General features: G+C 46.0%; 22 protein-coding genes. 4 read left to right on the plus strand and 18 right to left on the minus strand.

Annotated features, from left to right (window positions below):
* Nucleotides 1–12 precede the first annotated feature (12 nt).
* Nucleotides 13–318: a hypothetical protein gene (locus AC3FZD_RS01195; protein ID WP_488738378.1), complete on the minus strand. Its 306-nt coding sequence runs from the start codon at nt 316–318 to the stop codon at nt 13–15.
* A gap of 260 nt (nt 319–578) precedes the next feature.
* On the opposite strand from AC3FZD_RS01195, the gene AC3FZD_RS01200 reads away from it, so the two are divergent.
* Complete coding sequence (locus tag AC3FZD_RS01200; RefSeq protein ID WP_488738379.1) at nt 579–2,645, plus strand: prolyl oligopeptidase family serine peptidase; 2,067 nt, start codon at nt 579–581, stop codon at nt 2,643–2,645.
* Here AC3FZD_RS01200 and AC3FZD_RS01205 read toward each other — a convergent pair.
* The 6 genes from AC3FZD_RS01205 to AC3FZD_RS01230 form a co-directional block, all read right to left on the minus strand.
* Nucleotides 2,642–3,457 (minus strand): pentapeptide repeat-containing protein, encoded by an 816-nt coding sequence (locus tag AC3FZD_RS01205; RefSeq protein WP_488738380.1) that lies wholly within the window; start codon nt 3,455–3,457, stop codon nt 2,642–2,644. The two genes, AC3FZD_RS01200 and AC3FZD_RS01205, sit on opposite strands and share 4 nt — an antisense overlap.
* A gap of 192 nt (nt 3,458–3,649) precedes the next feature.
* Entirely contained in the window at nt 3,650–6,217 is a 2,568-nt protein-coding gene (locus AC3FZD_RS01210) for a CHAT domain-containing protein (protein WP_488738381.1), read from the minus strand.
* 66 nt (nt 6,218–6,283) lie between these two features.
* Entirely contained in the window at nt 6,284–6,784 is a 501-nt protein-coding gene (locus tag AC3FZD_RS01215; RefSeq protein WP_488738382.1) for a hypothetical protein, read from the minus strand.
* A gap of 156 nt (nt 6,785–6,940) precedes the next feature.
* Nucleotides 6,941–7,156, minus strand: coding sequence for a hypothetical protein (locus tag AC3FZD_RS01220; RefSeq protein WP_488738383.1), 216 nt, complete (start codon nt 7,154–7,156; stop codon nt 6,941–6,943).
* A gap of 4 nt (nt 7,157–7,160) precedes the next feature.
* The gene (locus AC3FZD_RS01225) at nt 7,161–7,622 is read right to left on the minus strand and encodes a type II toxin-antitoxin system VapC family toxin (protein ID WP_488738384.1); all 462 of its coding nucleotides are present in this window, start codon (nt 7,620–7,622) and stop codon (nt 7,161–7,163) included.
* A gap of 420 nt (nt 7,623–8,042) precedes the next feature.
* Entirely contained in the window at nt 8,043–8,300 is a 258-nt protein-coding gene (locus AC3FZD_RS01230) for a pentapeptide repeat-containing protein (RefSeq protein ID WP_488738385.1), read from the minus strand.
* 76 nt (nt 8,301–8,376) lie between these two features.
* On the opposite strand from AC3FZD_RS01230, the gene AC3FZD_RS01235 reads away from it, so the two are divergent.
* The gene (locus AC3FZD_RS01235) at nt 8,377–8,547 is read left to right on the plus strand and encodes a hypothetical protein (RefSeq protein ID WP_488738386.1); all 171 of its coding nucleotides are present in this window, start codon (nt 8,377–8,379) and stop codon (nt 8,545–8,547) included.
* A 200-nt stretch (nt 8,548–8,747) separates the two neighbouring features.
* Here AC3FZD_RS01235 and AC3FZD_RS01240 read toward each other — a convergent pair whose 3' ends face one another.
* Both AC3FZD_RS01240 and trpD read right to left on the minus strand, forming a co-directional pair.
* On the minus strand, nt 8,748–9,593 hold the full coding sequence (locus AC3FZD_RS01240; protein ID WP_488740421.1) for a thiazole synthase: 846 nt from the start codon (nt 9,591–9,593) through the stop codon (nt 8,748–8,750).
* 132 nt (nt 9,594–9,725) lie between these two features.
* Nucleotides 9,726–10,796, minus strand: a complete 1,071-nt coding sequence (gene trpD / locus AC3FZD_RS01245; RefSeq protein ID WP_488738387.1) for an anthranilate phosphoribosyltransferase — start codon at nt 10,794–10,796, stop codon at nt 9,726–9,728.
* 132 nt (nt 10,797–10,928) lie between these two features.
* Between trpD and AC3FZD_RS01250 the strand changes: the two genes are divergently transcribed.
* Both AC3FZD_RS01250 and pheA read left to right on the plus strand, forming a co-directional pair.
* The gene (locus AC3FZD_RS01250; protein WP_488738388.1) at nt 10,929–12,800 is read left to right on the plus strand and encodes a hypothetical protein; all 1,872 of its coding nucleotides are present in this window, start codon (nt 10,929–10,931) and stop codon (nt 12,798–12,800) included.
* A 42-nt stretch (nt 12,801–12,842) separates the two neighbouring features.
* On the plus strand, nt 12,843–13,700 hold the full coding sequence (gene pheA, locus AC3FZD_RS01255) for a prephenate dehydratase (protein ID WP_488740422.1): 858 nt from the start codon (nt 12,843–12,845) through the stop codon (nt 13,698–13,700).
* 38 nt (nt 13,701–13,738) lie between these two features.
* Here the strand turns inward: pheA and AC3FZD_RS01260 are convergent, their stop codons facing one another.
* The 9 genes from AC3FZD_RS01260 to AC3FZD_RS01300 form a co-directional block, all read right to left on the minus strand.
* The gene (locus tag AC3FZD_RS01260) at nt 13,739–14,383 is read right to left on the minus strand and encodes an LON peptidase substrate-binding domain-containing protein (protein ID WP_488738389.1); all 645 of its coding nucleotides are present in this window, start codon (nt 14,381–14,383) and stop codon (nt 13,739–13,741) included.
* A gap of 149 nt (nt 14,384–14,532) precedes the next feature.
* The gene (rpsJ, locus tag AC3FZD_RS01265; RefSeq protein ID WP_271936222.1) at nt 14,533–14,850 is read right to left on the minus strand and encodes a 30S ribosomal protein S10; all 318 of its coding nucleotides are present in this window, start codon (nt 14,848–14,850) and stop codon (nt 14,533–14,535) included.
* A 118-nt stretch (nt 14,851–14,968) separates the two neighbouring features.
* Complete coding sequence (gene tuf, locus AC3FZD_RS01270; RefSeq protein WP_488738390.1) at nt 14,969–16,198, minus strand: elongation factor Tu; 1,230 nt, start codon at nt 16,196–16,198, stop codon at nt 14,969–14,971.
* Between the two features lie 149 nt (nt 16,199–16,347).
* Nucleotides 16,348–18,423 carry an elongation factor G gene (fusA, locus tag AC3FZD_RS01275; protein WP_488738391.1) on the minus strand — a complete coding sequence of 692 codons (2,076 nt, stop codon included), beginning with the start codon at nt 18,421–18,423 and terminating at the stop codon, nt 16,348–16,350.
* 188 nt (nt 18,424–18,611) lie between these two features.
* On the minus strand, nt 18,612–19,082 hold the full coding sequence (gene rpsG, locus AC3FZD_RS01280) for a 30S ribosomal protein S7 (RefSeq protein WP_488738392.1): 471 nt from the start codon (nt 19,080–19,082) through the stop codon (nt 18,612–18,614).
* A gap of 118 nt (nt 19,083–19,200) precedes the next feature.
* Nucleotides 19,201–19,575, minus strand: coding sequence for a 30S ribosomal protein S12 (gene rpsL / locus AC3FZD_RS01285; RefSeq protein WP_488738393.1), 375 nt, complete (start codon nt 19,573–19,575; stop codon nt 19,201–19,203).
* A gap of 120 nt (nt 19,576–19,695) precedes the next feature.
* Entirely contained in the window at nt 19,696–20,022 is a 327-nt protein-coding gene (locus tag AC3FZD_RS01290) for a HesB/IscA family protein (RefSeq protein ID WP_488738394.1), read from the minus strand.
* Nucleotides 20,023–20,059: 37 nt separating this feature from the next.
* Complete coding sequence (locus AC3FZD_RS01295) at nt 20,060–20,500, minus strand: phosphomannose isomerase type II C-terminal cupin domain (protein ID WP_488738395.1); 441 nt, start codon at nt 20,498–20,500, stop codon at nt 20,060–20,062.
* 162 nt (nt 20,501–20,662) lie between these two features.
* Nucleotides 20,663–22,513: a phosphodiester glycosidase family protein gene (locus AC3FZD_RS01300; RefSeq protein ID WP_488738396.1), complete on the minus strand. Its 1,851-nt coding sequence runs from the start codon at nt 22,511–22,513 to the stop codon at nt 20,663–20,665.
* Nucleotides 22,514–23,048 lie beyond the last annotated feature (535 nt).

Below are 23,048 nucleotides of genomic sequence, written 5' to 3' on the forward strand. Positions count from 1 at the left end.
AGCACGATCCGCTTATTTCTTCTTGATGCCCTTAGCCATTTTCAGGAAGTCTAAACTTCCCGTGTTGGTATTGGTCGCACGACGCACCGGAATCGGTTCTGAGGGTTGACTGCTCACTTGAGGCTCAGGAACCGCAGACATGGAGCGCATGATTTGACCTTCAGTGCGGATTTGCATCTCCATAGAAGACGCTTCGATCACATCAGCAGGCCGCTTGCCTTTGGGATAGGTGTGTTTGACTCGCTGCTTTCTACGCATGAAATCGATATCGCCAAAGGTTTTGGCATCGTCAGGGGAGAGGAAAAAGTCTTTAGACATGGGCTTGGCTGTTAATAATGAATGGTATAGACAGTTGTTATGTTAAATTTTATCAAATTTTCTCAGATTTGGAAGAGTTTTTTATATTTTTTTGAATTTATATTTATCTTTGTTTCTTTATATGGCATAGTTGCTATATATCGATTAATGAATAAAATGATCGATATAAAGTAAAATTTGCTATACAATCAAGATCGACCGTCCGTAATCTGGATGTTTGAGTATAGATGCTCTCCCCACCTCTAATGGAGTATTTTTTGATGCCTGAGTTCTCTCCAGAGTTTGTATATCCCCAAAGTCATCGAGTGGATCAAGTGGATGATTACCATGGCACATCCATATCCGATCCCTATCGATGGCTAGAAGATTTAGAATCAGCAGAAACCCAAGCATGGGTTGAAGCTCAAAATCAAGTAACCTTTGCCTTTTTAGAGCAAATTTCCACCAGAGAACCCCTGAGAGCGCGTCTTGAAGAACTTTGGAATTATGAGAAATATGGTATTCCTTCTAAACAAGGCGATCGCCTCTTTTATTTTAAGAATTCCGGCCTACAAAATCAATCCGTTCTCTACTCCCGAAAAGAACCAGATTCAGACCCGCAAATCTTACTCGATCCCAACAGATTATCAGAAGACGGAACCATTGCCCTCTCCAGAATAGCTATTTCTGAGAATGGGGAATATCTTGCCTATGGCTTATCCCAATCGGGTTCCGATTGGCAAGAATGGAAAGTCAGACAGATTGAAACTCAACAAGATCTGGGCGATCGCTTAAAATGGATCAAATTTTCTAGCGTTACTTGGTCAAAAGACAATCAAGGATTCTATTATAACCGCTACGCCGAACCCCAAGAAGGAAAAGAATATCAAGAACAAAACTATTACGAAAAACTCTATTATCATCGTCTAGGTAATCTCCAGTCCGAAGATCGGCTAATCTATGAGCGTCCCGATCAAAAAGAGTGGGGCTTTTCTCCCCAAATTACTGAAGATGGACAATATTTACTGATAGGAGTTTGGCGTTCTACGGAACTCAAAAATCTGGTATTTTATCAAGATTTAAGTCAAGATAACAGCCCCATTATCGAATTAATCTCTGAATTTGAAGCCAGTTATCAACTGATTGGGAATCAAGACTCAACCTTCTGGTTTAAAACCAATTTGCACGCTCCCAAGTGGCGTGTCATTGCCATCGATCTGAACCATCCAGAAAAAGAGCATTGGCGAGAAATTATTCCCGAATCCAATGATGTGATTAGCCAAGTGAGTCTGCTCAATCATCAATTTGTGGTTCAATCCATGCAAGATGCCCATTCCCAAGTTAGCCTTTATAGTTTAGAAGGAGAGCATCTTAAAACCTTGACTTTGCCTGGTTTAGGTTCTGTGAGTGGGTTTAATGGTAAACCCAAAGATACCGAAACCTTCTATAGCTTTACGAGCTATACTACCCCCACTAGGATTTATCGCTATGACTTTCTTACGGGCGAAAGCACCTTGTACCAAAAACCAGAGGTGAATTTTAATCCGGATGAGTATGAAAGCAAGCAAGTTTTTTATCCAAGCAAAGATGGGACAAAAATTCCCCTATTTATTACCCATAAGAAGGGGATTAAGCTAGATGGCTCGAATCCCACCTTACTCTATGGCTATGGGGGCTTTAGTGTTTCCCTGACTCCTGGTTTTTCTGTCAGTCATTTGGTGTGGATGGAACTGGGGGGAGTTTATGCGGTTCCCAATTTACGGGGTGGGGGAGAATATGGCGAGGATTGGCATCAAGGGGGGATGAAACATAATAAGCAAAATGTGTTTGATGATTTTATAGCGGGGGCGGAATGGTTAATTGAACAAAAGTATACTTGTTCTCAGAAATTGGCGATCGCCGGTGGTAGTAATGGCGGCTTATTAGTTGGTGCTTGTCTGACTCAACGCCCCGACTTATTTGGTGCTGCCCTTCCTGCCGTCGGTGTCCTCGATATGCTGCGATTCCATAAATTTACCATTGGCTGGGCTTGGTGCGATGAATATGGGTGTGCCGATAATCCCGAAGACTTTGAAATGCTCTATCGCTATTCCCCCTTGCATAACTTGAAACCCGGAACCACTTATCCTGCTACCCTAATTACAACTAGCGATCGCGACGATCGCGTGGTTCCTTCCCACAGTTTCAAATTTGCTGCTACCTTACAAGCTGCCCATCAAGGAGCGTCCCCAGTCTTGATCCGCATTGAAACCAAAGCAGGACATGGTGCGGGAAAACCCACCAGCAAACAAATCCAAGAAATTGCCGATAAATGGGCTTTTCTCACCCAAGTTCTCGGTATTGCCTAAGTCGGTTCAAGTTCAAAACCTTTGGGAAACTGAGCGCCCGTCACCGATGCTCCCTCTAAATTCGCCTCCGATAGATTGGATAAGCTAAAATCGGTATCCATTAACACTGCTTCACTTAAATCTGCTTGAGTGAAGTTCGTCCAAGACAGTTGAGCGCGATAGAGGGTTGCTCGGTGCAGATCCGCCGAACGAAAAGAAACCCCCATTAAATTACTCGATCGCAAACTCGCCTCTCGCAAAATTGCCCGACGTAGAGAGGCTCCCATCAGATTAGCCTGACTGAGATCAGCCTGTTTCAAATCAGCATTTTCTAACGTACATTGGGCTAAGATGCTATGGCCTAACTTTGCCTGCTGGAGCATCGCCCCATTGAGGATAGCGTAGCTTAAATTAGCATATTCCAGAATGGCATGGTGCATGGAAGCATTGATCAGTTTAGCTCGACTCAAACAAGCGCCGCGTAAATTAGCATGGTTTAAAATCGAGTCATTGAGATTGCTGTCACTCAAATTTGCGCCTTGCAAGTTGGCTCCTTGGAGATTAGTATCGCTCAAGAAAGCTTCATGTAAACAGGTTTCTTCCAAGTTTGCCCCAATTAAATTGGCTCCTGTCAGGGTGACTTGATTCATAAAGGCTTGACTAAAAGTGGCTCCCCCTAGGGTTGCTCCTGTCAAATTCACTTTAACAAGATTCGCTTGGGTGAGGTTAATTTCGCAGAGGTTGGCTTGGCGCAAGTCTGCGTTGGCTAAATTGACTCGGAAAAATTTCCGTTCTCCTGCGCGATAGCGTTCTAATAATTCTGAAGCCTTCATGTCGTGTTCCTCATCAGTTGAGTTTTAGGAGAAATCGTCGGGTTGTTCTCCTTGTTGTTAATCATATTCTGAGATTTCCTTGTGTACCAGAGTGGTATGGGGTGTTAGAAGAGAGGAGGAAAAAGAAGGGGATAAAATGCGATCGCTCTCTACAATACAATTAGAGCCACAAATCAATGTTTGAGGATGGGATTAAAGCCAATTGCCGACCATGACGAAGGGGGCCCAGTAAATGGGATGACGGTATTTACTCTGCAAGAGGTTAATTTGAGCTTGTTGTAGTGCTTTAGCTTTGCTCATACCGGGTTGATTCAGGTGTTGGTAAAAGTCAACCATAAATAGGGCGGTAGATTGGTCTCGAACGGCCCAGAGTGTGGCTAGGGTACTTCTAGCTCCAGATCGCAGGGCAACCCCAGCTAATCCTAAAATGGCTCGCTCGTCTCCTTGTGCTGTTTTGCAGGCACTGAGGACGAGTAATTCGATGGGGTTTTGCAAGGGTTGCGATCGCGATCGCACTAAAGTGTCAAGATCCCGCACATTAATCCGACTATCCCAAGTTAAGATAAATGTACCCTCTGCATCAGAGCTAAACTGCCCATGGGTGGCTAAATGGATGATGGGAAAAGGTGTTTCTTGAATGGCCTTTTTCAATTCTTCCGCCGTAAATGTCCGATCCAGCAACACGCGAGTTTTAATCTGATGACCAATTTGTGCCACTTCCGCAGCGACACCGGGAAGGGGACGAAATCCCTGGCGAGCTTCACTGAGTCCAGCAGTCAAGGCTTGTAATTTTTCTGGCTCTAAGGGAGGAGATTGGATCAGTTGCAAGCTTTTCGTTAGGGCGATCGCATATTTTTCTACTAAATAGTGTTCTCCATCATAGAGCGCAGCCATGGGCACATTTTGCAACTGACTATCGAGAACAAAGACTAGGGTTTCAATCTTCTGTTGTTTTAAGGCATTTTCTGCGGGTTCAACCAGCCAATGGTAAGCCTGTTGATAGAGTTTGAGCCGTTCTTGATTGGAATAGGCAGGATGCAGAGATTGGCGCATTTGGTGCAAATGGGCCTCTAATTCTGGCTGGGGAATGGGGGTAGAATAGTGTTGTTCGATATCTCCCGGCAGAGTGACAATCACTTCCAGGCGATCGGGTAAAATAATCGGATAAATAACGGCGGCTTTCGGGTCAATTTTATCAATGGGTTTCGGTCGATTGGCTCGACAGGCTTCGCGGAAAAAATGATCTAATTCTGCCAGTTGCAGAGCTTCTAGGGTTTGACGAGCTTCTTGCACGCGGTTCGGATTTTCTTCATGGGTTTGCAACAACAGACCAATTAATCCTCGATAAGCCGGATCGATATCTTCCCTAAAAGAAAATTGCATGTCCGGGTTTGTTGCTACTACATCGCCCCGAATTGACTCTAGGGTATTCACTGCCGAGCGATAGGCAATTAGGGCAGAATCTCGATCTTCTTGTTGCACCAGTAGTTGTCCTTGTTGCCAACTGGCTCTGGCTTGTAAGTCAGCCGCTCTGATTTTTTGGGCCATAAATAGGGCTTCTTGAGTCAGTTCTAGGGCCCTGTCGAGTTGTTGATTTTGGGCATAAATTTTACCTAGTTGCAAGGTAGCCCAAGCTTGTGCCCTAAGATCTTTAAGGGTAATGCTCTGTTCTTTGGCCAGTTCGGTGAGTTGAGTTGCTGTTTCTAGGAGGGTGGGGTCGAGTTGGGGTTGCAGGCGAAAGAGTCTCAAGAGGCTTTCGGCTACATTGAGATGGGCGTAAATGCTACTGTGGCTCAGGGGGAGTTGGGGGAGAGCGGTTTTTAAGGGGGGAATGAGTTCTAGAGCGTCGGCAAAGGCTTGTTGTTCGAGGTGAAGTCGCAGAAGGTTGGCGTTCGCTTGCACTTGGAGCAGGAGATTGTCTGGGGTTGTGGCGATCGCCTGTTGATAATAGTCTAGGGCCGCTTCTGGATGATGGCGATCTTTGGCTAGATTTCCCAGACTCAATAAGTTCTGGCCTATTTCTGAAGGAGCGTTCAGCGTCTGACTCAGAGTTAAGCTAACTTCCAGTAATTCTTGTGCCTTTCGCCACTGTGCCGCTAGATGGAAACTCACCCCCAATGTTCTCAAGGCTTGCACTTTGAGGAGACTATGGGGTTGATTTTCTAAGCGTTGGATCAGAGCATTGAGGACTTCTTGCGATCGCTCATTCAACCCTAACCGTTGCAGCACCGAAGCTTGATTCAGTTGGCTACCGGTGACTCCTTCGGGATCTCCGGCTTGCTGATAGGCTTGTTCCGCATTTTCCCAAGATGATAGAGCCGCTTCCAGTTGACCTTGACTGTAATAAAGTTGTCCTTGGGTATTGAGAACTTGGGCAAGAATATGAACTTCTGAGGGTAATCGCTCTAAGAGGTTCAGGGCGCTATCCATGCTCTGTTTAGCGCTCTCCCAGTTGCCCAAATGTTGATCGGCGAGGGCGAGATAACTCAGAGTGAGCGCTTGTTGGGCTGTTTCATTGCTACGCTGAAATTGGGTTAGAGCTTGTTGCCAAAGGGCGATCGCCTCTTCATACTCCTGTTTTTGATACCATTGACGGCCCTGGTCGATTAAATCAGTCGTCTCAGCAGTCACCAAGAATGCTCTCCATGGCTCCTTCCCTACTGCTGGCACTCCCATGCCAACGAACAGAGCAACGGTTAGGGCGATTAAAGCGCTCCATAAGAAGCGTACCCAACGGTTTTTGTATCCCGAATATAGCATTTCTTGCTCCCTTGCTCCTAGTTATTGCGGTTGCCCCATTACCCATTACCCATTACCCATTACTCATTAATGTGGACAAGGCTGAGACAGTATACCGAATTGAGCGGGAGGAGAAGGAAGATCTGCTACTAATTCTATATTGCCGCGCTGATTCACGATCCATCTTCTGGCTCCTACAAGGGTTGGTTGTGGCTGAAAAGAACGATCGCGTCGATCTTCTGTCTGTAAATGGGGTCGTAAATCTGACCAAATGGTAGCCGTGCTTAAGGTTTGGGTCGGGTCTTCCGGTAATCCTCCTCGTCCTTTGACGACAAAAACATTACCTTCATCTTCCGAACAACCCACGGTAATCAATTGACTGGGATCGGTGAAGGTTTGCGGGGAATCAAGGGTAAGGAGGCGATGGTAAAGATTGATATTTCTGAAGGAACTGACTCCATTGATAGTTAACTGGAGGGTTTGCGGAAGGTTCAGGGGAGAGCTGGGGAGGGTTTGACCCAGGGTTGGCCTTCCGGTGAGGAATCCCAGTAAAATGAAGCCATAGAGAGGCAAGGGTTTGAAGCTCATTGTTATAGGGCTTTGCGCCCTCTGTGGGGGAATGGGGGAATGGGGGAATGGGGGGGTAAACAACCGATATCCTGCCAAAGAGAGCGATCGCGATCATCTATCTAATTGTAGAGGCGATCGCTCTCTTCCTTCTTCTCTAGGGTTTAGCACTATAGTTTAATCCGATTGAGTATCGGAAAGAGACTGTTTTTGACGCTGGTGAATATCCGCGAGGATATCATCCATACTCATTTCATCGAGCCATTGATGACGCTCTGCGGTGTAATCTCCATGGCCTGAGTCAAAGAGTCTCAAAAATTTTACGGAATCCACATAACCCAGGTTATCGACTAATACCTTAAAGCCTTTTCTAGCAAGTTCAACTGGAGTCATACTATTATTGGCCTCTTGAGGTTTCAACATTCATTAACCAAATCACAGGGTTAGCAACTTTTACCCTGAGAACTTCTTCGTATTTTATCGCTTTTTTGATGAGGCGATCGTCAGTCGTTAAGAAAATATCAACATTACCCTGTTCAGCGCAAGCAATATGTAAGGCATCATAAGCTTTAAACCCTAGTGCAACTAAGTCTGTGGCACGACTAACCACACTATCAGTCACTAATATCTTATCTTGGGCAATTGATAAAGACTGTATTACTTGTTCAGCCTGATTGGGGTTGGGATTTTGATGAATTTCAGACTCTATAGCTGTACTACTGATTAACATAAAGTCCCCTGATAAACATCCCAAGGCAATTTGCTCAATTGCCTCGGTTTCAAGTTGAATTCTCTGTTGCGAGCGATCGTCAAAAGGGCGATGCAGACAGCAAACATCCATATAGATGCGATAGTTCACTAGATGACTTCCTCATAATTCAGTAAATTTTGTGGATGCGATCGCCACAGAAGTCCGATCACTTGCATCTGATTGTAGAGGCGATCGCTCTCTTCCTTCTTCTCTAGGATTTAGCACTATAGTTTAATCCGATTGAGTATCGGAAAGAGACTGTTTTTGACGCTGGTGAATATCCGCGAGGATATCATCCATACTCATTTCATCGAGCCAGTGATGAAGAGCTAGAGTCAGAGTTGGTGTACTTCTCCTTCAAAAAAGCTATCAGCCTTACAACTTGAGTCTGTGCTTTGGGAGGTAGAGAGAAAAATTCACTGAGTAACTCTTGATTGGTCACAGTTGACACCTCTATAAAGGCTTGATTCTAATTTCTAACGGATGGTATTCGATCGCAACACAACTCTAGAGCCATATCTAAATGAATCATCTAGAACGACTACAATCAGGTGGCTCTTGGGGGTCAGGAGATGCCTTCAACTCTTCCCAGAATTGCGGATTAAATTCTGCTCTTTGCCAACAACAAGCCGATTTAACTTGCTCAGGGGTTAAGACTTCTCCTAATGGTTTATCTGTACGAAAGTTAGCTCGATTGAGGTTAGCTCCACTGAGGTTGGCTCCACTGAGGTTGGCTCCACTGAGGTCGGCTCTAATGAGGTTGGCTCCACTGAAGTCTGTACTCATTACTCACGTATTGCTTCCCTGGCTTGAGAATGACAGAATTGGTGATAACTATCCAAAACTGAACCAAGCGATGACCATGAGTACCCTTTCTGGAGATCTGCAAACCCCCATTCCCCACGATCCCGATCATATCTTATCCCCTTTGAATGGGTGGCGGGCGATCGCCACAGAAGTCCGATCACTTGCATCTAATTGTAGAGGCGATCGCTCTCTTCCTTCTTCTCTAGGGTTTAGCACTATAGTTTAATCCGATTGAGTATCGGAAAGAGACTGTTTTTGACGCTGGTGAATATCCGCGAGGATATCATCCATACTCATTTCATCCAGCCATTGATGACGCTCTGCTTCGCGGACATGAATAACCGGACTTGATATTTAATTGTTAATTGTTAATTGTTAATTGTCATATCAAATCCGGTTAATGGGTATGGGTTAACCTTAAAAGGTTTAATTGATTGTACCCGTCAGGGGAGAGCTGGCACTAGCATAGGCCTTGATAGGAATTCTACCCGCAACGGTTGCCAGTCGTCCCGCCTCAGTTGCCAAGCGGAAAGCACGAGCCATAGCAGCCGGATTCTGGGATTGGGCGATCGCCGTATTAATCAATAAAGCATCCGCTCCCATTTCCATCGCGGTTGCCGCTTCTGAAGGCGTACCGATACCCGCATCAACCACCACCGGTATATTCGCATTCTCGATAATAATGCCAATATTAGCCGCATTCCTAATCCCCTGTCCGGAACCAATCGGAGACCCCAAAGGCATCACCGTTGCACAACCCGCTTCTTCCAAACGCTTTGCCAGCAAAGGATCAGCATTAATATAGGGTAAAACCGCGAATCCTTCTTTCACCAATTGCTCGGCCGCTTCTAAAGTCCCAATCGGATCGGGCAGCAAATATTTAGGATCGGGAATCACTTCTAACTTGATAAAATTATTATCTTCCTGACCCAGTAATTTTGCCATTTCCCGGCCCAGTCGAGCCACCCGCACAGCATCTTCTGCGGTTTGACATCCAGCAGTATTGGGTAACATCCAAATCTTTTGCCAATCAATGGCTTCAGCTAATCCTTCATGGCCCGGTGCTTTGGTTTGCACCCGACGCACTGCTACAGTTACAATTTGGCAACCACTAGCCACAATGCTCTGTTGCATCTCTTCAAAGGAGCGATATTTGCCTGTGCCAGTCATCAGGCGAGAGTGAAAGGTTTTACCCGCAATTTCTAAGAGGGAATCGCCTGGAAAATCAGCATCAGGTTGGTGTTGGGAAATACTCTGATCGAGGGTTTGCATAGTTGGGTATGACATTGGACAATGGTCTAGCTTAACGTTTCTTCTCCCATTATTGAGGGGATTTACTCATTACTTAACTAAAACCTAAACCCCCTTGCCCCTGGGAGATGGGGTTGGGGGTGAGGGCAACCCCTAAGCCTCTTTGAGGAAGTTGACCAACTCCTGCAATTTATCCCAGGCTGCACCACTATTGAGGATTTCCAAGGCTTTATCAATGCCTTGACGATGCTCTCCCCAAGGAGTCACTTCACCCACTTGCAGGGCAAAGGAGGCATTGAGGGCAACCACTTCTTGCTGGGCACGGGTTCCCTTTCCTTGGAGAACATTACGCAAGATGGTTGTATTTTCTTCGATTTCACCACCTCGTAATTCGGAGATAGGCGCAGGGGAGAGCGCTAAATCTTCAGGATTAATTTCTACTGATGTTGTGCTATCTTTCTCCACGATCCCTAAATCTGTTCTATCCCCTAACCCTGCTTCATCTAACCCTTCTCGTCCATGTAAAACAATTGCTCGTTGAACGCCGAGTTGCTCCATCGCTTCAGCCACAATAGGTACTAACTGACCATCATAAACTCCCATTACCTGCCCTGTGGGTTTAAGGGGATTCACCAACGGCCCCAATAAATTAAATACCGTCCGCATTTTCAAGGTTTTGCGAATCGGCACAACCGCCTTCATTGCCGGATGCCAACCCGGAGCAAACAAGAACGTAATTCCTACCTCACCCAAGGCGGCAGAAATAGCATCGGGGGACGCTTTCAGGTTGACTCCCAGAGCCTCCAAAACATCCGCAGAACCCACTTTACTCGACGCTGACCGATTTCCGTGTTTTGCCACTTTTACCCCGGCTGCGGCGGCAACAAACGCCACTGCCGTCGAGATATTAAAGGTGGATGCACCATCGCCCCCTGTGCCACAGGTATCAATCACCGGCTCCGTGTGCAGGAGCGCTTGTGAAGGACTCGCGGCTTGAGCTTGCAGCACTTGCGCCATCCCGGCTAATTCGGTGGGGGCGACTCCCTTGGCTTGAATGGCGGTTAAAATGGCTCCAGACAGAACGGGGGGAATTTCTTCATTGAGCCATCCCTGCATCAGTTTCATCGCTTGAAAGCGAGAGAGGGATTGTTTATCCATCAGTTGTTGCAGTAAATCGGGCCAACTGAGAGAATCGGAGGGGGTTGTTGGAGCAGAATCTACCATGAATCTAAGGGTATCAGGAAATAGAGGACATGCAATTATTGTGGAGTTTTCGGGGCGGCTTCACCTTGAGTTTTGGGAGAAAATACCCACCCCTTAATCTCTTGTCATTTTATCACTAGAGGGAAACTTGGAATGACTATGCGCCGGTCTTTACGTCCTTTACGTCTGTGGTATGAACGAGCGATCGCCCTCATTATCTTACTCAATGTGGGCTTAGTTTTGTTTGATGTCACCTATGTCAAATCTCGCAATCAGCATTTATGGATTAATTGGAAGGTTTTTGAGTTGAAAAATACCCCCCAAGAAGATTATGTAGCTTTGGTGGAGGGTTTGAATGAGGCTATCAGCAGTCAAGGTTTAGAGTCTTTAGAGGTGCAGTCTTTGCTCTCCCAAGTCCAAGCCCAAAGTCTTGATATTTTAGTCGAGAATCCCCCCTTTCGGTTATTGGGTAAAGATAGTCATTTGCATCAGATACAGGAAAGTATTATCGAGAGTACAGGCTTAACCGATTTAAATGCGGCGATCGCCCAATTTTGGAGTCGTGATTTTATTGCCCGTCGGGGTTGGGAAAGTCATTGGACAGAGTTTAATATCAAGATTCGCCCCCTATTGCTGCTTTATGAACCGGTTCTCGATTATGACATTATTAAGGGCATTGAACCGGATCGAGGAGCGCAAGAGTATGTGCGAGAAGTAGTTCAACTCAAAGCTATTTTAGAATTTGCCGGCCCAAATTCAGGGCTGGTTGAGCCGCAGTTAGAAGTCTTAAGAAATTTAACTTATCAGATGATCGATGAACAATATGCGATTAATTCGACTAACAAATCTGGAAAAGTTAATCAAGTTAAATCGATTATGAAAAATCACATTTATAGTGCAGATAATCAAGCCAATCGCGAAATGGTTCGATCTCGGCTCAATTGGTTTCGCGATCCTAGGATTATCCAGTTTATTGCCCCAGAGTTGCTGTGGGCTGATTTATCCTCTAAGGGAGCCTTTGATGAATTTTTGTCTTTGGATAATTTCCAGGAAAATACTTGGCGTGATTCCTTTGCGTTTATGAAAGATAAACTCTTTTTTCCTGTGGAGTCTATGTATTATCGTCATCTGGATAAAACTGGGTCATTTGCAAATCGTTTTGTTCTGATAGATTTTCCTTTTTTATTAATTTACTGGATTGATTTTTTGATTAAGGTTTTATGCCGATTTTATCGAGAAAAAAATATCAGTTTAGGTATAGCGATCGGCGCTCGTTCCTATGATTTACTTTTGCTGCAACCTTGGATTCCTGGCTTGCGCGTAATTCCTCTAGTGATTCGCTTCAATCAATCAGATTTAATTGATTTGGAGCCGGTACAAAAGTATTTAGGTTTAAATTTTATCGCCAGTTTTGGTCAAGAATTGGCTCAGGTGGTGGTCAACCGAGGGATTGGACAACTGCAAAGTAAAATTAGTGATGGTTTAATTCAGAAAGCCTTTATTAAAACTCCTCGTGATGCCAATGCGGAAGGGGAAGTTACTATAGATAATATCCCACAAAAACAGCGCAGTTTTGGCAGTATTACTAGCAGAGTTTGGGAAGTGACGGCTTGTAATGTGCTGCCAGAAATTTCCCCTGATTTAGAAGCTTTTTTGCGCTATGAAGTGGATAAAACTCTGCAAAAGTCGGGCTGGTATCAGGGTGTGCAAAAAATCCCCGGTGTGCGCCGATTGCCGGATCAAATTGCCGAGAAATTAGTCCAACAAATTATTCAGGCGCTCACGCTTAATCCCCGTAAATCTTATCTGAAGGGACAAACCCAAGCACCGGATATGCTGGAACAGCAACTGAAGGAGCGTTTAGGGGAGAATTTCCGCCTAAAATTACAAGCAGAACTTCAGAAAAACTATACATTTGAGGAGATGGATCTATTGCTGATTGAACTTTTGGAAGGAGCAAAGATTGGGGATAGAAATAATTCTACTCCCCAACCCCAATTAAATCCTGCCGATCGTAATAGGTAATTGCTAATTAAGCTATATTGGCAGAAGGTCTAAGGAGAAGAGATTATGGTGATGATTGCTTATCTGGGGCCACGAGGGACTTATTCTGAAGCGGCCGCGATCGCCTGTAGTGGGCAGCTTAAATCCCAAGGATATGACAGTGAATTGCGTCCCTATCCCAGTATTGCCCAAACGTTACAGGCTGTGGCTAAAGAAGAGGCACATTTGGCGATCGCTCCGGTAGAAAATTCCATTGAAGGAAGCGTTCCCATGACTCTAGATACTCTATGGCAATTGCAGGGTTTAGAAATCGAACAAGCCTATGTCTTACCTATTTATCATGGTTTACTCTCTCAGATGGGTGACTTATCGGCCATTAAAACCGTCTATTCCCACCCCCAAGCTCTAGCCCAATGTCAAGAGTGGTTAGAGCAACATTTACCGGGAGTTGAATTAATTCCGACCAACTCCACTACAGAGTCTATTCAATATCTTGAGCCTGATCGACCGATCGCGGCGATCGCCTCCCAACGAGCCGCTAAACTCTATCAAATCCCCCTATTAGCCTATCCCATTAACGACTATCCAGATAACTGCACTCGGTTTTGGGCCATCAGTTCTACAGAGAGCGAGGTAAAATTCAGTTTTTCCTCCCCACCCAAAACCCATACCTCCATCGCCTTTAGCCTACCCAATATTCCAGGGGTACTGGTTAAACCCCTAGAAATATTTGCCCGTCAAGGGATTAACTTAAGCCGCATCGAATCCCGTCCGACCAAGCGATCGCTAGGCGAATACTTATTTTTTATTGATATTGAAGTTGATGCTAGAGAACCCAGTATCCAACAGACTCTTCAACAACTCGAAGAGTACACAGAAGTCTTAAAAATTTTTGGCAGCTATACCGTTACTGATATTTAGATCCCGCCTTTCTATGAGGTCTGAGGTGTATTCCTTCCTCATTCCTTAAACGTATCCTTTAGCACCGTGCGAGCCGCCAAATGATTACGAGTAGAAGTAAGAATTTCCGTTTCTCGCTCCAGTCGTTCGGCCGTGCTTTGCATTTCTAAGAGGGCTTGTTGTTCAGCCGCCACCCCATATAAATTACTCGCCACCCAGTAGGATAACTCAATGGGAAGATTGGGAATATTATCCGGTAATTCAATCTCCTGGCCCGTTAATTTAGAGGACAGGTGAACCACATCCTTAAGCAGTTGTTCCACATTCCTGCTCAAGGATCTCAGATCTCGATCCGTGGGTTCATCTTCGATCCACTCCACTAACCCTACGCGATAGGGTTTTTCTCGTACATATTCTAAAACCCGAAACCGTTGTTGTCCCAAGGTAAGGATCTTCATACGGTCATCGGGTAAGCGTTGATAATTAACAATTTCCGCACAGCAACCGACAGAAGCGGCTTCATTTTTGAGCGGGTCCCACATTAACACCCCAAAGCGACTATCCATCTGAAGTACGGTATTCATCATCATCCGATACCGGAACTCAAAGATATGCAGGGGTAGGGGTCTCCCTGGAAAGAGAACCACTTCTGGTAAGGGGAACAGAGGAAGTTCTCGTACTGCGATCGATGAAGAAGATGTCATGGTTATTTTCCTGTTCTGGGGACTCTCAATAAAGACCTTAAAAATAGCAGAAACATCTTTTTAGTCTATCGCATTGTTCGAGGCTGTAAAAACCTAACCTTTGAGGTGGCGACTCAATTCTTAACCAGGGAATGGGTAACTTTTTGAGGTTAAAGCTTCACTTCGATGTCTACACCAGCAGGCAGATCGAGTTTCATCAAAGCATCAATGGTTTTAGAGGAGGGTTGGTAAATATCAATGATCCGACGGTGGGTACGGGTTTCAAAATGCTCCCGCGAGTCTTTATCCACATGGGGCGATCGCAGGATACAGTAGATGCGGCGCTTGGTGGGTAAGGGAATGGGGCCAACTGCTGTAGCGTTGGTGCGGTTAGCGGTATCGACAATTTTTTCACAGGAGGTATCCAGGAGACGGCGATCGAACGCTTTCAGACGAATACGGATTTTTTGTTGTTGTAGAGTTGCCATGATTATTTACAGTTGTCAAGGTTCTGTGAACATTTTGAGACATAAACCCTTCCCCATGGGGATTTAGCGATCGCCGGGGGAAGGGTTTAACAGAGATGAACGGAGGACTTAGACCCGGCTATTTCAGGATCTTAGAGACCACACCCGCACCAATGGTACGGCCCCCTTCACGGATTGCAAAACGCATTCCTTGTTCAATGGCGATCGCATTGATCAATTCCACATTCATTTTAATCCGGTCACCGGGCATCACCATTTCTGCCGCACTACCATCATCTGCGGTAAAGGATGTAATCGTACCGGTTACATCCGTTGTCCGTACATAGAACTGGGGACGATAGTTCGGGAAAAAGGGCGTATGGCGGCCACCTTCCTTTTCTTTCAGCACATAAACTTCCGCTTCAAATTGAGTATGAGGCGTGATCGAACCGGATTTAGCCAATACCATACCACGCTCAACGTCAGCTTTTTGTATCCCACGAAGCAGAAGACCCGCATTATCACCAGCCACCCCTTCTTCCAGAGACTTCTTAAACATTTCTACACCGGTGACTGTGGTCTTGCGGGTATCCTTAATTCCCACTAATTCCACCTCTTCACCCACTTTGATTTTGCCCCGCTCAATCCGTCCCGTGGCAACTGTTCCCCGACCGGTAATCGTGAACACATCTTCCACTGCCATCAAGAAGGGCTTATCCACATCCCGCTCCGGAGTCGGAATATAGCTATCTACCTCATCCATTAATTGATAAATGGCATCAATCCATTCATTCTGACCCTTTTGAGCCTTTGGGTCTTCCTTCATTGTATTGACCGCTTGTAGAGCCGAACCAGCCACAATAGGAATATTATCTCCATCAAACTGATACTCACTGAGCAGTTCGCGGACTTCCAGCTCTACCAGCTCTAACAATTCCTCATCATCCACCATATCCTTCTTATTCAAGAAGACCACCAAGTTAGGAACACCCACCTGACGAGCCAAGAGGATATGCTCACGGGTTTGAGGCATGGGGCCATCAGCCGCAGACACCACCAGAATCGCACCATCCATTTGTGCTGCCCCAGTGATCATATTTTTCACATAGTCAGCATGTCCAGGACAGTCCACATGGGCATAGTGCCGCTCCTCAGTTTCATATTCCACATGAGCCGTATTGATGGTAATCCCCCGCGCCTTCTCCTCGGGCGCAGCATCAATATCTTCATAGTTCTTCGCTTTGGCTTTCCCACTTGCTGCCAAAGTCATGGTAATCGCTGCCGTCAGGGTTGTTTTACCATGGTCAACATGACCAATCGTACCAATATTGACGTGAGGTTTTGTCCGTTGAAATTTTTCGCGTGCCATAACTCAATTAAATGTGCCTAATGTTGACTAGATAAAAGACGAAGTAAACGTTTTCTGACCCTAAGTCAGGATAGTAAAGGGATTGATCGGGACTAGGGGATTAGAGTTGAGAACGAAAGAGTCCTAAACTCTAATTGCCCTAGTGGATTTTATGCCTCTCCCTTGCTCTTGGCAATAATGGCCTCTGCCACATTCCGAGGAACTTCATCGTAATGACTAAATTCCATCGAAAAAATCCCCCGTCCTTGAGTTTTAGAACGGATATCAGTGGCATAACCAAACATTTCTGCCAGAGGAACCTTAGCCGAGACTTTACTAATCCCGTCTTCAGAACCCATCCCTTCAATCTGACCGCGACGGGAATTGAGGTCTCCCATCACATCTCCAAGGAAGTCTTCAGGAACTTCCACTTCCACCTTCATCGTGGGTTCTAGAAGCACAGGAGATGCCTTCATGACTGCTTCTTTAATGGCCATAGAGCCAGCAATCTTAAAGGCCATTTCCGAAGAGTCTACTTCATGGAATGAACCATCGATTAAGGTCGCCTTCAGATCGATTACAGGATATCCAGCGAGGATGCCAGACTCACAAGCTTCTTTCATGCCCTGTTCGGCTGGCCCAATATATTCCTTGGGAATAGAGCCACCGACAATTTTGGATATGAACTCGAAGCCGCTACCTGGGTCTCCGGGTTCAACCTGAATGACTACGTGGCCGTATTGTCCTTTACCCCCACTTTGGCGGATAAATTTACCTTCAGCTTTGATGGCTTTACGGATGGTTTCGCGATAAGCCACCTGAGGCGCACCCACATTCGCTTCCACTTTGAACTCTCGCAGCATACGGTCTACAAGAATTTCTAAGTGCAGCTCTCCCATACCGGCAATTACGGTTTGGTTCGTTTCCGGGTCAACGCTGACTCGGAAGGTGGGGTCTTCTTCTGACAAGGATTGGAGGGCTTTGGAGAGCTTCTCCATGTCTTGCTTGGTTTTCGGCTCTACAGCCACGGAGATCACGGGTTCTGGAATATAGAGGGATTCCAGGATTACTGGTGCGCTCTCATCACAGAGGGTATCCCCTGTGGTGGTGTCTTTGAGACCTAAGATTGCTCCTAAGTCACCCGCTCGCAGTTCATCTACTTCAATACGTTCATCAGCTTTGAGGACGATCAAGCGAGATGCTCGCTCTTTTTTGCCCTTCGTTGAGTTCAGGATATAGCTGCCTTTCTTCAGCACGCCTGAATACACCCTTGTGAAGGTCAAGCGACCATAGGGATCGGCCATAATTTTGAAGGCTAGGGCTGAGAAGGGCTGATCGTCATCCGCTTTGCGTTCTATGGGAGTGCCATTGGGTAGGGTTCCTTGAATCGCCAGCACATCTATGGGGGCGGGCATGTAATCAATCACCGCATCGAGGAGCAGTTGGACTCCTTTGTTCTTGAAGGCAGAACCGCATAGTAGGGGAACAATTGTTCCATTAACGGTTCCCTGACGCAGAGCGTTATGAATTTCTTCTTCCGTTAACTCTTCTCCCTCCCAGTATTTTTCGGTTAGAGCGTCATTGGTTTCAGCGACGGATTCAATCAGCTTGGTACGATATGCTTCTGCTTGTTCCAGTACATCTTCTGGAATTTCCGTTTCTTCAATATCTGTACCTAGATCATTAGTGTAAATCTTGGCACGCATCCGCACCAAGTCTACAATACCTCTAAAATTGCTCTCTGAGCCAATAGGAATTTGAATGGGGACAGCATTCGCCCGGAGACGATCTTTAATTTGTTCGTATACCTTAAAAAAGTTCGCTCCTGTGCGATCCATTTTGTTAACAAAAACAATCCGGGGCACTTTATAGCGATCGGCTTGTCGCCATACTGTTTCTGATTGAGGTTGAACTCCCCCAACCGAACAAAATACAGCAATTACACCATCTAATACCCGCATGGAACGCTCAACTTCAATGGTGAAGTCTACGTGACCCGGAGTGTCGATAATGTTAATTTGATGGTCTTTCCAACTGGTAGTAATGGCTGCTGCTGTAATGGTAATCCCGCGTTCGCGTTCTTGTTCCATCCAGTCAGTCACTGCTGTCCCATCATGCACTTCACCTATTTTGTGAACAATGCCTGAATAGAACAGGATTCTTTCAGTTGTCGTTGTCTTGCCCGCATCAATATGGGCAGCAATGCCGATATTGCGAATTCGCTCCAGCGGGATATTTCGTGCCACAGATACCTCCTTGGTCTTAAAAAGCAGTTGGGATTGTTTATTGTTCTGCTCTCTTAGAATTGTATACTTTTTTTAAGACAAACGCATGATTGTTCCTGAAGAAATCTAGTCTAAAAGCTTTTAGACTAGACTTGGGTCAGGGTTTCTCTATTGAGCTAAAGATTTAGACCTTTAGTTTGTCTGATGCCTTAGTAACGATAGTGAGCAAAGGCTTTATTCGCTTCAGCCATGCGATGGGTTTCTTCCCGCTTACGGATGGTGCTTCCGGTTTCGTTCGCTGCATCCATGAGTTCATTTGCTAGTTTCATAGCCATGGAGTTACCTGAACGTTGTCTGGAAAAGCGAATCAACCAACGCAGGGCCAAGCTTATCCCTCGATCTGAGCGGACTTCCATGGGCACTTGATAGGTTGCCCCACCCACCCGTCTGGCTTTCACCTCTACCAAAGGGGTGGCATTTTTAACGGCTTTTTCAAATAGGGTGAGGGCATCGGAACCGGTGCGCTCTTCGATAATCTTGAAAGCATCATATAAAATATGAGAGGCTATAGATTTTTTACCACTCTTCATGATCCGCCGAATGGTCATACTAACCAGGCGACTGTTATGTACCGAGTCTGGAGGGACAGAACGGTGATGAGATACTCCTCGACGAGACATAGGTTTGAGAATTGAATAATGGGACAGTATATATCTACAACGATCAGCGTTAAAATAACTAGAACCAGGAAGCTATAACGGCTTACTCTAATCCCTTAAACTCAACCGTTTTAGGGTACTATTTTTTGGGACGTTTTGCTCCATATTTAGAACGTCCTTGCCGCCGATCTTTCACACCTGCGGTATCTAAGGTTCCGCGAATAATGTGATATCTTACACCAGGCAAATCTTTGACTCGCCCACCGCGAATCATGACTACGGAGTGTTCTTGAAGATTATGCCCAATCCCTGGAATGTAAGCAGTGACTTCAAACCCAGAGGTTAAACGCACACGGGCAACTTTACGCAGGGCTGAATTGGGTTTCTTCGGAGTTGTAGTGTAAACACGGGTACAGACTCCACGGCGCTGGGGACAGCTTTTCAGGGCTGGAGACTTAGTTTTCCGTTCTATTTTCTGACGTTCACTACGAATGAGTTGTTGGATCGTTGGCATAAGGTACGGAGGTTTCCTATAAACCGTCTCTGGTTCAACTTTGACGACAATTTTTAACTTTACCAACTCCAGACAACTTTTGTCAATCTTTTGGGTAGCTGAACACTTTGGGTTTCAGGGTTAGGCAATGCTAAAGGATTGACCACAGCCACAGGTTCGGGCAGCATTAGGATTATGGAAGCGAAATCCTCCACCCATCAAATCATCGGAATAATCGACTTTGAGGCGATCGAGATAGGTTAATTGGGCGGGATCGATGATGATGGCGATCGCCTCATAATCATACTGGCGATCGCTCTCCTGTTTTTCCGAGTCAAACCGAATCTCATAGCTAAAGTCAGCACATCCCCCTGTCTGTACCTCAAAACGTACCCAGGAAGTGGATTGGGGATGTCGGCTTTGCAACCGTTTTAATTCTGTGGCAGCAGCAGGGGTTAAATGAATCATTGAGGGACTGTTTAAAGCATCTAGAATTTAAACTTTACTATACTGGCCCGTTACTGCGGGCATAATCATCCTGGAAGCGGACAATATCATCTTCACCCAGATATTCCCCATTTTGCACTTCGATCAGCACCAAAGGAATCACTCCCGGATTTTCCAGACGATGGGCATTTCCTTGGGGAACATAGGTAGACTGGTATTGGTAAACCATGATTTCTTTGTCATCACAAATCACCTTAGCCGTTCCTGAAACCACGATCCAATGTTCGCTACGGTGGTGATGCATTTGCAAACTTAAGCGATGACCGGGTTTAACTTCAATGCGCTTAATTTTATAACCTTGTCCTTCTTCCAAAACCGTATAGGTTCCCCAAGGACGTTCTCCGACTTCATAAACACCATTGGAGGCTTGAGAAGTTTCAGGAAGGGAGTCTCGATCTTTGTCTGAATTAGCGGTTGGGCGTTCTGTCGCTTGTACCATGATTGATTTTCTCCGTGGAAGATTAGAAATCTTGGGTTCCAGAATCCAAAGGGGGAGAAGTGTTCCCCTTAGCTAACGATAGCAATCTTTGCCGGTGAGTGTCATCTTTAGTTGCCCTCTCCCTTGGAAGAAGGGGGGTTGGGGGATGAGAGATAATTTCAATTAAGGCTGGAGAAAGACACCTAAACCATTGTGGATGCGGGCAGCACTGCGGGGGGAGCGGTCTAATAATTCTCCTCCTAGATAAAGTCCAGTGGAACTGCCTCCATCTAAATTGAGGGCATCGACTGCACCGAGATTTTGCATAATTTGGGCAATTTCGGTGAGGGTTGGCCCATTGCCGTAGGATCGGTCATGGACAGCAGCGATAATCAGTTGTCCGTTTTGGGTTAAACCGATCGCACTGCGAGAAGCTTGTTGTCGGATAAAGGCTGGGCTAAAGGTTTCTCCCTCAGCATTGAGGACAATACGCCCATTTTTGACTAATAGGGGGCCAGCGCCTAGGGTGAAGGGATAGTTGGCAGCGAGATCCGGAGATGAGCGCCTTTGCAGTTGAACGGGACTTCCTGGGGGGATTGAGGGTGGGGGAGTTTGGCCGCGATGGACGAGGAGATATCCTTGGGGAGGGATGGGAATTTGCCCAACTCCGGCTTGGGTGGCTTGGGTTTGACTGAGGAGGCGATCGCCATTTACAGAAAAAATAGTTTCATTATTGCTCAGTGGGGTATAGGGGGTTCCCCAGGCACTGGTGTAGCGGGATAATCCCGGTTGAAGATAGGCACTATTGAGGTAGAGAATGGGATAATACTGACCGGTTTGGGTGGTGAGAGTTTCCGTGAGAGTTAAGCGATCGATGAGAAATTGTCCTTGGTGGTTCCAGGCGATCGCCCCCCGGTTGAGAATTGGGCCAGAAATCCATTCTCCATTCTCCCGAATAACTCCCAAGGGCAGTTGATTATTGCGATTAAAAAATCCGGCATTAATGGCTGCTGCTACTTGAGATTGACGGGCTAAAGTCACTAGGGGAGAAGTTCCGGCTGCACCTTGACTATTGGTGCGAATAGGAAGGAGTTGGATCTGGGGATTTCGGGGGTCAATTTGCAGCCAAAAGACGGGAAATTGAGACGATCCGAGGCTCATGGTTTCTTGTCGCCATTGAATACCTGAAGCCCATTGAATTTGTTTACTGGGAATTGTCGCATCTAAACGGAAATCGATCGCCAAGCGATAGGGAGCATTCAGAGTCAGAATTTGGGGGCGTACTTGCCTAGTTTTCAGGTTAATCTCGATTTGCGTGGCTCCGGCTTGGGGGGTAAACTTGATACTATCAACGGCATTACCCGCCTGGGATGCAAAGCCATTCAGAAGAGCAGGAGAGGCGACTGCCCCCAGAGTAATTACCGTCTTTCCGGGAGCATGGTTGACTTGTACAGGGGTTTCTTGGTTAAGAGCAATAACGAGGCGATCGCCCCAAGTCTGTTTCCCCTGACGCATCCCCAAAATCTGACTCATAGCCGTTTCTACCCTCAACACATTCCCCTGGGCAATCATCTGCCATCCCCCTGCTTGCGCCCACTCCGTCACCTCCACATATCGCGCAGTCGAGGTTACCTGAGCGGGAAGCGTCCAACGAGTTTGACCCGGAGTGCTATACCACTGAATCGGTTGTAGAGTAGGATTCGAGGTACTCAGCAATTCTACGCCAAAACCCGACACCAAACCCACATCGCTAAGGGCAATCCGGATTTGATTATTCTCTTGCCATTGTTTCCAGGCAATGGGTAAGGTTTGACCATTAATGATGATCTGATTCCCTTGACTCGGAAGCATCGATCCCCCTAAATCCTGCTTAATCAGGGGGACTTGTCTAACTGCCCTTTCTAAGGGAGGTTGGGGGGATTGGGTTGATGAACAACCTGGAGTTACCCCATCCCCACAAGCCTTAACCGGAAGCGCATTCGCACTAGCAAAAATTCCAGCGCCCAATAACGAAACATAAAAGAATGACAGCATCAATTGTACACTCCACAACCCTACCTAAAAATCATATCCTTTGGAATCGTTATCTTCTCCATCGGGTTGTCACATCTATCCGCATAGATATAAAAAATATCGCTCTTGTCTTCACTGGCTAACCCTTGAACTACCATTATTTCCGAGGGAGCTAAACGTTGATAATAGTCTGGCAATATCGGTTCTAGATCGCCCAGAAAGGGGTTGGGATAGGAGAGGAACTTATCGACGCTAATTCAGAAATACTGCGATCCGATAGACTAAAAAATGTCTGAGCTAATGACCTTTGAAGGAATGAAAAAGTATTATCAAGGGGAATTTACTAGAGAATTTTTCTGTAGTAGCGATGGATTTACCTCCAAGTTCTTTTGCCAATAGACTACATCGATTTGTAATTCTGGAGAATATCACCATTGGAGTCTGCGACAATGAATGATGGCAGAGGATTAGAGTAGTGATGGGGATTAGGGGCACAGTTGCCAAGGTTCAGAAACCATTGCCAGAACTGACTAGAATTCGATACAATCATTATCCA

It is taken from the genome of Roseofilum sp. KMC-1, from assembly GCF_057802075.1.

Bases quoted from the DNA above. Each gene is read 5' to 3' on its own strand.
- AC3FZD_RS01195 (WP_488738378.1), bottom strand. From the start codon at position 318: ATGTCTAAAGACTTTTTCCTCTCCCCTGACGATGCCAAAACCTTTGGC.
- AC3FZD_RS01200 (WP_488738379.1), top strand. From the start codon at position 579: ATGCCTGAGTTCTCTCCAGAGTTTGTATATCCCCAAAGTCATCGAGTG.
- AC3FZD_RS01205 (WP_488738380.1), bottom strand. From the start codon at position 3,457: ATGAAGGCTTCAGAATTATTAGAACGCTATCGCGCAGGAGAACGGAAA.
- AC3FZD_RS01210 (WP_488738381.1), bottom strand. From the start codon at position 6,217: ATGCTATATTCGGGATACAAAAACCGTTGGGTACGCTTCTTATGGAGC.
- AC3FZD_RS01215 (WP_488738382.1), bottom strand. From the start codon at position 6,784: ATGAGCTTCAAACCCTTGCCTCTCTATGGCTTCATTTTACTGGGATTC.
- AC3FZD_RS01220 (WP_488738383.1), bottom strand. From the start codon at position 7,156: ATGACTCCAGTTGAACTTGCTAGAAAAGGCTTTAAGGTATTAGTCGAT.
- AC3FZD_RS01230 (WP_488738385.1), bottom strand. From the start codon at position 8,300: ATGAGTACAGACTTCAGTGGAGCCAACCTCATTAGAGCCGACCTCAGT.
- AC3FZD_RS01235 (WP_488738386.1), top strand. From the start codon at position 8,377: ATGAGTACCCTTTCTGGAGATCTGCAAACCCCCATTCCCCACGATCCC.
- AC3FZD_RS01240 (WP_488740421.1), bottom strand. From the start codon at position 9,593: ATGCAAACCCTCGATCAGAGTATTTCCCAACACCAACCTGATGCTGAT.
- trpD (WP_488738387.1), bottom strand. From the start codon at position 10,796: ATGGTAGATTCTGCTCCAACAACCCCCTCCGATTCTCTCAGTTGGCCC.
- AC3FZD_RS01250 (WP_488738388.1), top strand. From the start codon at position 10,929: ATGACTATGCGCCGGTCTTTACGTCCTTTACGTCTGTGGTATGAACGA.
- AC3FZD_RS01260 (WP_488738389.1), bottom strand. From the start codon at position 14,383: ATGACATCTTCTTCATCGATCGCAGTACGAGAACTTCCTCTGTTCCCC.
- rpsJ (WP_271936222.1), bottom strand. From the start codon at position 14,850: ATGGCAACTCTACAACAACAAAAAATCCGTATTCGTCTGAAAGCGTTC.
- tuf (WP_488738390.1), bottom strand. From the start codon at position 16,198: ATGGCACGCGAAAAATTTCAACGGACAAAACCTCACGTCAATATTGGT.
- rpsG (WP_488738392.1), bottom strand. From the start codon at position 19,082: ATGTCTCGTCGAGGAGTATCTCATCACCGTTCTGTCCCTCCAGACTCG.
- rpsL (WP_488738393.1), bottom strand. From the start codon at position 19,575: ATGCCAACGATCCAACAACTCATTCGTAGTGAACGTCAGAAAATAGAA.
- AC3FZD_RS01290 (WP_488738394.1), bottom strand. From the start codon at position 20,022: ATGATTCATTTAACCCCTGCTGCTGCCACAGAATTAAAACGGTTGCAA.
- AC3FZD_RS01295 (WP_488738395.1), bottom strand. From the start codon at position 20,500: ATGGTACAAGCGACAGAACGCCCAACCGCTAATTCAGACAAAGATCGA.
- AC3FZD_RS01300 (WP_488738396.1), bottom strand. From the start codon at position 22,513: ATGCTGTCATTCTTTTATGTTTCGTTATTGGGCGCTGGAATTTTTGCT.